The organism is Streptomyces sp. H27-C3 (genome assembly GCF_030063415.1).
Classification (GTDB): Bacteria; Actinomycetota; Actinomycetes; order Streptomycetales; family Streptomycetaceae; genus Streptomyces.
The window spans coordinates 59,803-70,356 of the sequence record NZ_JASITA010000039.1 but is presented as its reverse complement, the minus strand read 5'-3'; the positions used below and the strand labels follow the sequence as shown (position 1 = coordinate 70,356).

Here is a 10,554-nt window from a genome sequence, read left to right as displayed (position 1 = left end):
CCTCCGGGCGCTTCCCTTCGGTATTTCGTGTTTCCGACTCTACCAGACGCTTTCGTGTCCGATTCCCCGTCGGCGGGGTGCGTTCCAGGTTCCCGCTTTCGCGTTTCCCTTTCCGGCGATTCCGACTCTATCAGATCCTTTCGGGCCTGATTCCCAGCCAGCGGGCTTTGTCTTTCCGGCTGTTTGGCCGTTCCGACGTCCCGAACTCTAGCGGATTTCCCGGACGGCTCACAATCGAGCCTGTGGAATGAATTCCGGCATACAGAAATCATCCCGAGTGGGAGATCGTTCTGCGTTTGGGTTGCCGCATTCGCGGCGTGACTGGCTGCTGCGGAACCGTTACGGCTCCGTGGCAGCTCGGAGAACACTACGGATCAGCCCCCCGGTCAGTCAAACCTGAACGAGCCACCCCGCCCGGCGCCCGCCACAAACCGGGCCGCGCCCTCGCGGGTGTCGGCAGCGAGCGAGACCATGCCGTGTCGCCACTCGTTGGCCAGTGCCTCCTCCTCCGTCAGTCCCTGCTGTTCCAGGAGTGCCAACCGGTCCTGGCGCATGCAGGTCTGCGGGAAGCGCGCGAGTTCGGCGGCGAGCTCCTCGGCGGCCGTGCGTTCCTGTCCGACCGGGACCACCCGGTTGGCCAGGCCCATCTGCAGCGCCTCGTCAGCCGGTACCGGGCGGCCGGTGAGGATCAGGTCCATGGCCCGGCTCGTGCCGATGAGCCGGGGCAGCCGGAACGTACCGCCGTCGATCAGCGGCACGCCCCACCTTCTGCAGAAAACTCCGAAGACCGCGTCCTGCGCGGCGACCCGCAGGTCGCACCAGAGCGCCAGTTCCAGGCCGCCGGCGACCGCGTGCCCAGAGATGGCGGCGATCACGGGCTTGCTCAGCCGCAGCCGGGTGGGGCCCATCGGGCCGCGGCCATCGGCATCGACCCGGTTCCCCTGCTCGGTGCCGACCGTCTTGAGGTCGGCGCCCGCGCAGAACGTGCCGCCCTCGCCCCACAGGACGGCCACGGCAGCCGAGTCGTCGGCCTCGAATTCCTCGAAGGCCCGGCACAGGGCTTCCCCGGTCGGGCCGTCCACCGCTCCTCGCACCTCGGGCCGGGAGAGGATCACCGTATAGACGGGGCCCCGTCGCTCCACGCGTACGGGATTGCCGGGGTTTCCGGATCGTACGGAAACAGCAGGCTCGTCAGCCATGGGTTCCCCCGTCGATCTCGCGGACCAGGTCGAGCGCCCTGCCGAGTGTGGTGAGGCGAGCGTCGAGGGTGTCACCTGCCGGGTAGAGGCGGACCGTGTCCACCCCAGCGGCGTGCCAGACCCGCAGCCGCCCGCGCACCATGTCCTCCGTGCCGATGAGGGTGGTGGCCAGCACCATCTCGTCGGTGACAAGCCCCGCAGCGCCGTCCCGGTCGCCGGCCTGCCAGCGTTCGTAGACCTCGGCGGCGGTCTCGGCCCAGCCCTGTCGGCTGTAGGCACTGTTGTAGTAGTTCGTCGTGGCGGAGCCCATGCCGCCCAGGCTGAACGCGAGCTCCTTCTTCCGCCCGGCCAGCATCACCCGCAGCGCGTCCTCGTCGTCCGCGAAGGCGACCTCCGCGCCCTGACAGACGTCCAGTGTCCGCGCGGGTGCGGCCGGACGCGGTCGGGCCCGCGTCGAGGGGTCGAAGTACGCCGCCTTCGACCCCTCGGGGACAAAGCTGGTGCCCAGCCAGCCGTCGGCGATCTCGCCGGTCAGCCGCAGCATCTTGGGCGAGAGCGTGGCCAGGTAGATGGGGAGGTCGTACTCGGCGCGCATCGACAGGCGCATGGGCTTCGCGTCCCCGCCGGGCAGCGGGACGGGGCCTCCGAGCCCCAGGCCTCCGCCACCCAGCAGATGTCCAGTCCGAGCTTCTCGGCCTCGGTGACGAAGTCGACCGTCTCGCGCCAGTTGCCCGACGATGCCTCGACCGTCGTCGACGTACGCATCATCCCTCCGCCCCTTCCGTGTTCTCGGTCTCTGTCTCAGTACCGTTGTCTGGCTCTGTATCTGGCTCTGCCAGATCTGTCTCTGCCAGCTTCTTGATCGCGTCGAGGGTGGCGGTGATGCTGTGCTCGATCTCCCGCAGCCGCACGAAGACGATCTTCTGTTCCTTGTCGGGCATGCGGTCGATGGCGAAGGAGATACCGGAGCGCGCCGGTCCCATTCGCATCCACTGGCGGAGCTCCGTGCCACCCTCGTGCGATTCGAGGCTGAACCGCCAGGTGGCTGTGGGGTGTTCGGGATCCTCGACCGCCCAGGCGAGCAGTCGCCGCGGCTCGTACTCCACGAGGTGGGACGTGGTCGTCCACTCCCCCAGCGACTCATGTTTGTTGTGCCCGGCGAAGCGGGCGTCGAGGGACGGGCCCGTCACACCGTCCAGCCACCGCACCGACTGCAGTTCGGTGCTCAGCTCCGGCATGAGCCCGATGTCGGAGACCAGCTCCCACACCCGCTCCGGCGAGGCGTCGATCCAGGCCCGCGACTCGACTGTTGGTTTGTCCGCATATCGCGCACCCGTCCACTCCACGACCATGAGGGTTGCTTGGATGGACTCACTCGTCAAGAGAGTCGGGGCGATTGAACCGCCGCTGCACGTCGGGGAGTTCGGCCAGGCGGGGCGGGTATCCGGGTCCCAGGCGCGGGCGGGTGTCCCCGGACGTCATGGGTTCCCTGCAGGCGGCGCAGACCACCTCGGCGTGGCTGTCGTGGCCGCACGTCCCGTGATGGAAGACGATCGGCGGGCCCGCCTCGCCGGACAGCCAGCGGTCGCCCCATTGGTTCATCGCGGCGAGTACGCCGAAGAAGTCGCGGCCCTTTTCGGTGAGCACGTAGTCGTAACGCACCGGCTGCCGCTGGTACGGCCGCTTCTCCAGCAGCCCTTCGTCCACGAGCCGCCGCAACCGGTCGGTCAGGGTGTTCCGGGCGATCCCGAGTTCTTGCTGGAACGCGTCGAACCTCTTGATGCCGTAAAACGCCTCACGCAGGACCATCGGCGTCCACCAGTCGCCGAGCAGGTCCATCGTGCGGGCGATCGAGCAGGGCCAGTTCGCAAAGGAAGTCCGCCTCATACGGACCAGCATAGGTGGGTCTCGCAATGAGACTCTGCAGCCAGATCCCTTGACAACCGCCCCGCGGAGCGAATCGACTTCCGTAGCGACGATCTTCGTCGTCGCCGGAATTCCAGTCCCTCGATCCGCACTTAGGGAGAGCACCACGCCATGCCCCTGACCGACATGCCGCTCAATCAACTCCGTGACTACCGGCCCGAGTTGACCGAGCCGGAGGACTTTGATGCCTTCTGGACCAGCACCCTGTCCACCGCACGCGCCGCGTCGGACGGACCCGCGCGGTACGAGCCGGTGCAGTCGTCCCTGCTGAGCACCGTCGATGTCTACGACGTGCGCTTCCCCGGCTGGGGCGGCCAGCCCGTCGCAGCCTGGCTCCTGCTGCCGCGCGGCGCCGAAGGGCCGCTGCCCGCCGTGGTGAACTACCTCGGATACGGCGGCGGGCGCGGCCTGTACACCGAGGGGCTGCTGTTCAGCGCCGCCGGTTACGCCCACCTGATCGTCGACAGCCGCGGTCAGGGGCACGACACCCCCGACCCCGATCCGGCCGTCGGCACCCAATACGTGCGCGGCTTCATGACCCGGGGCATAGACGACCAACGGGCGCACTACTACCGGCGGCTGATGACCGACTGTGCGCGTGCCGTCGACGCTTTGAAGGAGCACCCGGCCGTCGATCCGGAGCGCGTCGTCGTCTACGGCGGGAGTCAGGGCGGCGGGCTGGCCCTGTCCACCGCCGGACTCCTGGGTGACGGGGTCGCCGCCGCGCTCGTCGACGTGCCGTTCCTGTGCCACTTCCGGCGCGGGGCGCAGACCGCGACGGAGGGGCCGTATCCGGAAATAGCCCACTACCTGGGTGTCCACAAGCGGGCCGACCCCGAGGCGGCCTTCCGTACGCTGGCGTACTTCGACGGTGTCCACTTCGCCGCTCGCGCCACGGCGCCCGCGCTGTTCAGCGTCGGTCTGATGGACCCCATCTGTCCGCCGTCCACCGTGTTCGCCGCGTTCAACGCGTACGCGTACGACGACAAGGACATCCGGGTCTGGGAGTTCGGCGACCACGCGGGTGGCCGAGGCTCTCAGGCCCAGGAGCAGCTCCGGTGGCTGGGTGAGCGAGGTCTGGGGGCGGCGCGTTCGCTGAATGGGTCGCGCGCCCATTCGCTGAGCGCCCGCTGAGGGCTTCCCACTGCGGTACGCCCTACCCGTCCAGCGCCTGCGGGGGCGCTGGACGGGGCGTCCCTGCCGTTCATGGGCCGGAGATTACGGGGCGTTCGGGCCTACGTCGGCCGGCGTCAGGGGCCGGTACACGGGTGCCGCGGTCGCGTACTCGTCGCAGCCGATGTCGCGGCTCGTACCGCGCGCGTTGCCCTCTATGTCGAGAGGAACGGCCGGCTGCTTCAGGGTGGCGGCGCCGATCGCGGGGCTGCTCGCCGACAGCCTGGCCATACCGTCGGAGCCGGTCACCAGCTTCGGGTCGGTGCGGGTGAAGGTCCCGGCCGGGATGTTGCCGTTGGCGGCGGCGCCGAACAGGATGTTGCTCTGCCAGGTGAAGCGGACCGTGGCCCCCATCGCCACCAGGTCGCCCGAGCGGCCGACCAACAGGTTGTCCGCGATGACGACGTCACGGGGCTCGTGCGCACGCGTCTCGCCCGAGAGACCGCTCGCGTTGTTCAGGAGCGTGTTGTGCGCGATGACCACGCGGTCGGCCGCGTCGTTGCCGCGCCGGGCCTCGACGGACTCACCGGGGACATGGTCGCGGGCCGAACCACTGCCGACCACGAGGGCCCGTCCCGACAGCCCGGCCATGTAGTTGTTGACCACCTTGTGGTCGTTGCCGTAGATCCGCACGCCTTCCTGGCCGTTGACGATCCAGTTACTGTCGACGGTGGAGCCGTTGCCGTGCCGCAGGACGATACCGCCGAGGCTGTCGCGGATGGTGTTGTAGCGGATGGTGTTGGCCGAGGACTTGACCGAGATGGCCTCCGGGTCGCCGTTGGCCCGCTCGAACAGGTTGAGTTCGACGACTGCGCGAGCGCTGGTGAGCGCGCGCCCGCTGACCCCCAGCCGGATCGGTTCGCCGCCGTTGGCCCCGGCGAAGGTGTGGTCGGAGAAGTAGTTCTTGAACACCTGGACCTGCTGGGCCATGCCCTCGGAGCCGGACCCCTCGATGCCGAGGAAGATGCCCAGCGTGGACTTGCCGTGGAAGTGGTTGCGGTCGACCTTGCTGTGGTCGGCCCGGACCATGACCCAGTGCAGCCCCTCCACGTCGGCCAGTTGGAAATCGTTGCGGGTGAGCCGGATCTTCGCGCAGTTCGCCGGGATTTCCAGTGTGGTGCTCTGCCGGAACGAGAAGCCGCTGATGGTGACGTTGTCGGAGTCGGCGAAGACGAAGCTGCGCTGGCCGCGCAGGATGACACCGCCTCGGGACTGGGCGATGACGGTGATGGGCTGCGTGTGCGTACCGTGCTTGCCCTTGACGTTGATCGGCTCGTCGTTGGGCACCGTGTAGGTGCCGTTGGCGAGGGTGATCACGGCGCCGGGAGCCGCACTGTTGATCGCGCTCTGCAGGGCGGCCAGCGAGTCGACGGATATCGCGGGCCGTCCCGCCGGGGCCGTGCCCATGGCCTGTGCGACCGCGGGCAGGGCCATCAGAGCGGTTCCCAGAGCGGTGCCGGTGAGGAACGTGCGGCGTTGCATGGTGCCTCCACAGTGCTGGATCGGTGCTGGATCGGTCGGGCGGGTGTCGTACGGAAAGGACGGAGAGGACGGACGTCGTACGGGGCAGTCAGGCGCGGAGCGCCTCGTCGGACTGGGGTACGAGGAACAGCTCGATGACGGGGACGGGGGTATCGGGGCGCTGGACCGGGAGCTGGAGGGTCAGGGTGCCGGGAGCCTGTCCGCCCATGCGGGTGTTCTGGGCCGGCAGGTCGGGGGCCACCTCGACCCGGACGATCTCCGACGCGTCGTTCAGCAGCTGCGCGTACCGGACCCGTCCGGCGAGTCCGGGCAGATGGATGTGGCGCAGCGGCCAGGCGAAGAGGTGCAGGTAGAGCCGGTCGCCACGCTGTGTGTAGCGGCAGTCGGGCGGCGCGGTCCAGTTGGCGGGGCCGCAGCCGCGTACCGACCGTTCGTGCAGGTCCATCCACCGGCCGAGGTCCGCGAGTACGGCGGTGGCGTGGGGGTCGATGTCGCCGCGGCCGGTCGGGCCGACGTTCAGGAGCAGGTTGCCGTCCTTGGACACGCCGTCGACGAGCATGCGTACGAGCAGTTCGGCGCTCTTGTGGTCGAGGTTGTCGCGGTCGTACCCCCAACTGCCGTTCAGGGTCTGGCAGGCCTCCCACCGCACCGGGCGGCCGCCGTCGGTCATCGGGCCCGACGGCTGGTACTGCTCGGGGGTGATGAAGTCCCCGGGGATGCCGGTCCGGTCATTGACCAGGATGCCGGGCTGGAGTTCGCGTACGAGGTCGAGCAGCCGGTGCGAGTCCCAGTCGTCGGGTCCCTTGCCGCCCCACCACTCGTCGCGGCCCGCGTAGGAGAAGTCGAAGAAGAGGTAGTCGATCGTCCCGTAGGAGGTGAGCAACTCCCGCACCTGGCCGTGGAGATACTCCTGGTAGTCGCGGATGTCGCGGTCGGCGGCGGCCTCGATGTACGCGGCGTCGTCGCGTCGCGGGTGGGTGCCGTCGACGGGGAAAGCGGGGTGGTGCCAGTCGATCAGCGAGTAGTAGAAGCCGACCTTGAGGCCCTCGGCCCGGCAGGCGTCGACGAAGGGCCCGACCAGGTCGCGGCCGTGCGGGGTCTTGGTGACCTTGTAGTCGGTGAGCGCGCTGTCCCAGAGGCAGAAGCCGTCGTGGTGCTTGGTGGTAAGGACGACGTAGCGCATGCCGGCCGCTTTTGCCGTACGGGCCCACGCGGCCGGGTCGTAGCGGTCGGGGTCGAATTGGTCGAAGTAGACCTGGTACTGCTCGTCGGTCAGCCGCTCCCGGTTCTTGACCCAATCGTGCCGTGCGGGGAGTGCGTACAGCCCCCAGTGGATGAACATGCCGAGCCGGTCGGTGGTGAACCAGGTGGTGTCGGTGCTCGCGCTCACAGGCGTCGTTCCTTTGTCGTCATGTCGTTGTCTCGTCATCCGTCATCTCGTCGTGATGCGGCGGGTCGCCGGTGGCGTCAGCCCTTGAGTGCTCCGGAGGTCAGGCCGTGCACGAAGGAGCGCTGGAAGAAGAGGAAGACGACCACCGACGGCAGCAGCGCCAGCAGTGACGCGGCCATCACCACGCCTGGTGTGACGGCGGGGTCGATGCGCAGGGTGCGCAGGGCCAGCGGGAGGGTGTACGAGGAGGAGTTCGTCGCAACGAGCAGGGGCAGCAGGTACTGGTCCCAGATCATGGTGAAGCCGAAGACGCCGATCACGCCAAGGGCGGGCTTGCACATCGGCAGGATGATCTGGGCGAAGATGCGCAGGTCGCCCGCGCCGTCGATGCGGGCGGCCTCCTCCAGCTCGCGGGGCACGTCCTTCATGAACTCCGTCATGACCAGGATGGAGAAGGCCCAGGCGCCGAGCGGCACGATCATCCCGGCGAGGGTGCCGATGAGGTTGAAGTGCACCACGGGAAGGTCGGCGAGGATCAGCGACAGCGGGATGGCCAGGATCTCCTCCGGCAGCATGAGTGTCGCGAGGATGGCCACGAACACCACGGTCATACCGGGAAAGACTTTCCTGGCCAGCGCGTAGCCCGCCAGGACGGACACCGCGACCTGGAGCAGCAGCCCGAAGCCGACCACGAAGAACGAGTTCAGCAGGTACTTCAGTACGCCCTCGTCGAACGCCACCCGGAAGTTGTCCAGGGTTGCGCCGGAGGGGATGACGCTCAGCTGCGTCGGGTCCTTGACGTGGTTGAACGCTCCGACGAGCAGGGCCAGCAGCGGCCCGGCGAAGAGCAGCAGGACAAGGGCGTAGGTGAGCGCCTTGAGTACGCGGCTGCCCGTGCTCCTGCTCTCGGTCAGCCCCAGCGCGGTCTCGGTCGGCGCGCTCATTCGTTTCCCCTCCGTCGGAACAGGTGGACGCAGACGGTCAGTACGAACGTCACGGAGAACAGCAGGACCGCGCCGGCCGCGCCGACTCCCAGCCGGTTCTGTTCGAGGCCCAGCTTGTAGATGAGCGTCATGACGACTTCGGTGGAGCCGTCGGGGCCGCCGTTGGTGAGCAGGAAGACCTCGGTGAAGACCCGCAGGCCGCGGATGGCCGCGAGGACGAACAGGATGGAGAAGACCGACCGCAGTCCCGGCACGGTGACGTGGCGTACCCGCCGGAATCTGGAGGCGCCGTCCACCTTCGCGGCCTCGTACAGGCCGCGGTCGACGCTCGAAAGACCCGCGAGGAAGATCATCATGTCGTAGGGGGCGCCCCGCCAGATGCCGGTGAGCATGATCGAGGCCAATGATGCGTCCGGGTCGTTGATGAATCCCGAGGGGCCGAATCCCAGCAGGCCGATGAGGGAGTTCATCATGCCGTCGCCGGTGGGGTGGTACATGATCCGCCAGAGTTCGGCGACCACCGCGATCGGCACCACGACCGGCAGGAAGGCGGCGGAGCGGATGAAGCTGACCCGACGGCTCTGCCCCTCCATGAGCAGGGCGAGGGCGAGCCCGAGGAGGATGCAGCCCGCGGTCTGCCCGACGGCGAGGACCACGGTGTGCCAGGCGGCCTCGCGGAAGCCGTCCGAGGCAAGGATCGTCGCGTAGTTGCTGCCGCCGACCCATTGGTTGCCGAGGTAGGGCTGCACGTCCTGGAAGGACATGAGGACCGCGTTGCCCATGGGGATGAACTTGAAGTAGAGGAAGAGGATCAGCGCCGGGGCCAGGAACAGCCAGGGCGTCCACCATCGGCCCCCTCTGCGGCTGCGGTGCCGCCGGCCGCTCCTGGCCGAGAGGGCGTCGGCCCGGGGCGCGGTCCGGGCGGTGGAGCTCTCCGTACCGGCGGCACCCACCGCGTCGACCGTGCCGGTCTCGGGCGGCTTCACCTGGTGGACGCTCATGACGCGGCGATCCCCTGCTCGTTGAGGATGCCCTGGAGCTTGCTGTCCAGTTCCTTCAGTTCCGCCTTGGTGTCGAGGCCGCAGTCGGCCACCAGGGCGTTGATGGTCTCGGCGGTGGTCTGCCGCACGGGGGTCCAGTTCGGGATGGACGGCGCGTAGCGGCCGGAGGACCGGTAAATGTCCGCGTACGTCTTCCAGCGGGGGTCCGGGCGCACTTCGGAGATGTCGACCGTCGTGTTGACCGGGAGCTGGACGGTGTACCCCGTCTCGCCCTTCATGCCGATCTTCTGGCCCTCGACGGAGACCGCGAAGTCGGCGAAGGCGTCCTGGCCCGCCTGGTTCTCGGAGCCGGCCATCAGATAGACGGTTCCGCCCTCGGCGAGCACGGTGGCGTCCATGGGGCCCTTGGGCATGGGGACGACCTCGTACTTGTCCTTGCCGAGGGTCTCGTCGAAGCGGGGCAGGAGGTAGGGGCCGACGACGAACATGCCGGTCTTTCCGGCCTCGAACGTCTCGTTGGTGGGCGGGGAGTCCATGGTGACGGCGCCGGGCTGGATGGTCTTGTCCTTGCACCCGAGGTCACGGAACCACTGGACGGCCTCGACGGACCGCGGTGACGTCATCGAGGGCTTGTACGTGCCCTTGCCCGCCTCGGTGATGAAGTCGCCGCCTGCCGCCCAGAGGAAGTTGGAGAAGTACCAGGAGGCATAGCCGCGCTTGGTGGACAGCGGCGCGGCGAGCCCGTGGGTGTCACTCTTGCCGTTGCCGTCGGGGTCCCCGGTGGTGAACTTCCTGGCCATCGCGGCGAATTCGTCCCAGCTGCTCGGGGCCTTCAGGCCGAGCTTCTCGCGCCAGTCCTTGCGGATGAGCAGGGCGCTGGCCTGGGCCGAGTAGGGGATGCCGTACTGCTTGCCGTCGGCTGCCTTGCCGGACGCGAGGCCCTGCGCGGCTATGTCCCCGCTGCTCTTGATCTTCTTCAGGTCGATCTCCCTGACCAGGCCCTGGCTGTGCATCGCGCCCAGCTGCGTGACGTCGTTCAGGACGATGTCGGGGAGGTTCTTCTGGGCGGCGCGCTGCTGGAGCTTGGTCTCGAAGTCGTCGAAGATCGCGGTGACCTTGACCTTCTTGCCGGTGGCATTCTCGAAACCGGCCACGAGCTGGAGCGTGCCCTTCTCGCCGGGCCCGCCCGGCGTGGTTCTGGTCCACAGTTCGAGGGTGGCGTCCGGGTCCTGCTTGGCGTTCGACCCGACGGGTCCTGACGAGCAGCCCGTCAGGACCAACGAGGACACGAGGAGCCCCGCACCGATCAACTTTGATTTCCGCATGGCTTCTCCCGGTCGCCTGTATGAACAGCGTTCACAGATCTAGAAAGCGCTTGCCGGGGACGCTAACGTCTCGGTTGGACAGGGGTCAATAGTCGGATGACTGTGTAAATCTTC

Annotated in this window: 11 protein-coding genes; 1 reads left to right on the top strand and 10 read right to left on the bottom strand. The window is 68.3% G+C overall.

The genetic code is table 11. The annotated features are described in order from the left end of the window. Window positions 1-386: 386 nt before the first annotated feature. The 5 genes from QMK30_RS30380 to QMK30_RS30360 are packed head-to-tail and all read right to left on the bottom strand — an operon-like array spanning window position 387 to window position 3,086. Window positions 387-1,199: a crotonase/enoyl-CoA hydratase family protein gene (locus QMK30_RS30380; protein WP_283521532.1), complete on the bottom strand. Its 813-nt coding sequence runs from the start codon at window positions 1,197-1,199 to the stop codon at window positions 387-389. Beyond that, window positions 1,192-1,806, bottom strand: a complete 615-nt coding sequence (locus tag QMK30_RS30375) for an LLM class flavin-dependent oxidoreductase (RefSeq protein ID WP_283521531.1) — start codon at window positions 1,804-1,806, stop codon at window positions 1,192-1,194. The genes QMK30_RS30380 and QMK30_RS30375 overlap by 8 nt, the downstream gene beginning before the upstream one ends. Beyond that, window positions 1,731-1,964, bottom strand: coding sequence for an LLM class flavin-dependent oxidoreductase (locus QMK30_RS38935; RefSeq protein ID WP_283521538.1), 234 nt, complete (start codon window positions 1,962-1,964; stop codon window positions 1,731-1,733). Before QMK30_RS38935 ends, QMK30_RS30375 begins: the two co-directional genes overlap by 76 nt. Beyond that, window positions 1,964-2,545, bottom strand: a complete 582-nt coding sequence (locus QMK30_RS30365) for an SRPBCC family protein (RefSeq protein WP_283521530.1) — start codon at window positions 2,543-2,545, stop codon at window positions 1,964-1,966. The genes QMK30_RS38935 and QMK30_RS30365 overlap by 1 nt, the downstream gene beginning before the upstream one ends. A 25-nt stretch (window positions 2,546-2,570) precedes the next feature. Continuing rightward, window positions 2,571-3,086 (bottom strand): winged helix-turn-helix transcriptional regulator, encoded by a 516-nt coding sequence (locus tag QMK30_RS30360; protein WP_283521529.1) that lies wholly within the window; start codon window positions 3,084-3,086, stop codon window positions 2,571-2,573. Between the two features lie 150 nt (window positions 3,087-3,236). Here QMK30_RS30360 and QMK30_RS30355 point away from each other — a divergent pair, with 150 nt between their 5' ends. Continuing rightward, complete coding sequence (locus tag QMK30_RS30355; protein ID WP_283521528.1) at window positions 3,237-4,259, top strand: acetylxylan esterase; 1,023 nt, start codon at window positions 3,237-3,239, stop codon at window positions 4,257-4,259. An 84-nt stretch (window positions 4,260-4,343) separates the two neighbouring features. On the opposite strand, the gene QMK30_RS30350 is transcribed toward QMK30_RS30355, so the two are convergent. The 5 genes from QMK30_RS30350 to QMK30_RS30330 all read right to left on the bottom strand — a co-directional run bounded on the left by QMK30_RS30350 (window position 4,344) and on the right by QMK30_RS30330 (window position 10,440). Continuing rightward, window positions 4,344-5,780, bottom strand: a complete 1,437-nt coding sequence (locus QMK30_RS30350; protein WP_283521527.1) for a polysaccharide lyase 6 family protein — start codon at window positions 5,778-5,780, stop codon at window positions 4,344-4,346. Window positions 5,781-5,868: 88 nt separating this feature from the next. Beyond that, complete coding sequence (locus tag QMK30_RS30345; protein WP_502963255.1) at window positions 5,869-7,209, bottom strand: alpha-L-fucosidase; 1,341 nt, start codon at window positions 7,207-7,209, stop codon at window positions 5,869-5,871. 38 nt (window positions 7,210-7,247) lie between these two features. Further along, window positions 7,248-8,114 (bottom strand): carbohydrate ABC transporter permease, encoded by an 867-nt coding sequence (locus tag QMK30_RS30340; RefSeq protein ID WP_283521525.1) that lies wholly within the window; start codon window positions 8,112-8,114, stop codon window positions 7,248-7,250. Next, entirely contained in the window at window positions 8,111-9,115 is a 1,005-nt protein-coding gene (locus tag QMK30_RS30335) for a carbohydrate ABC transporter permease (protein WP_283521524.1), read from the bottom strand. The genes QMK30_RS30340 and QMK30_RS30335 overlap by 4 nt, the downstream gene beginning before the upstream one ends. Then, window positions 9,112-10,440, bottom strand: a complete 1,329-nt coding sequence (locus tag QMK30_RS30330; RefSeq protein WP_283521523.1) for an ABC transporter substrate-binding protein — start codon at window positions 10,438-10,440, stop codon at window positions 9,112-9,114. The genes QMK30_RS30335 and QMK30_RS30330 overlap by 4 nt, the downstream gene beginning before the upstream one ends. Between the last annotated feature and the right edge of the window lie 114 nt (window positions 10,441-10,554).

What these genes read in the sequence shown, in the direction of transcription:
- QMK30_RS30380 (WP_283521532.1), bottom strand. Translation starts at nt 1,199, where the DNA reads ATGGCTGACGAGCCTGCTGTTTCCGTACGATCCGGAAACCCCGGCAAT.
- QMK30_RS30375 (WP_283521531.1), bottom strand. Translation starts at nt 1,806, where the DNA reads ATGCGCCTGTCGATGCGCGCCGAGTACGACCTCCCCATCTACCTGGCC.
- QMK30_RS38935 (WP_283521538.1), bottom strand. Translation starts at nt 1,964, where the DNA reads ATGCGTACGTCGACGACGGTCGAGGCATCGTCGGGCAACTGGCGCGAG.
- QMK30_RS30360 (WP_283521529.1), bottom strand. Translation starts at nt 3,086, where the DNA reads ATGAGGCGGACTTCCTTTGCGAACTGGCCCTGCTCGATCGCCCGCACG.
- QMK30_RS30355 (WP_283521528.1), top strand. Translation starts at nt 3,237, where the DNA reads ATGCCCCTGACCGACATGCCGCTCAATCAACTCCGTGACTACCGGCCC.
- QMK30_RS30350 (WP_283521527.1), bottom strand. Translation starts at nt 5,780, where the DNA reads ATGCAACGCCGCACGTTCCTCACCGGCACCGCTCTGGGAACCGCTCTG.
- QMK30_RS30345 (WP_502963255.1), bottom strand. Translation starts at nt 7,209, where the DNA reads ATGACGAGACAACGACATGACGACAAAGGAACGACGCCTGTGAGCGCG.
- QMK30_RS30340 (WP_283521525.1), bottom strand. Translation starts at nt 8,114, where the DNA reads ATGAGCGCGCCGACCGAGACCGCGCTGGGGCTGACCGAGAGCAGGAGC.
- QMK30_RS30335 (WP_283521524.1), bottom strand. Translation starts at nt 9,115, where the DNA reads ATGAGCGTCCACCAGGTGAAGCCGCCCGAGACCGGCACGGTCGACGCG.
- QMK30_RS30330 (WP_283521523.1), bottom strand. Translation starts at nt 10,440, where the DNA reads ATGCGGAAATCAAAGTTGATCGGTGCGGGGCTCCTCGTGTCCTCGTTG.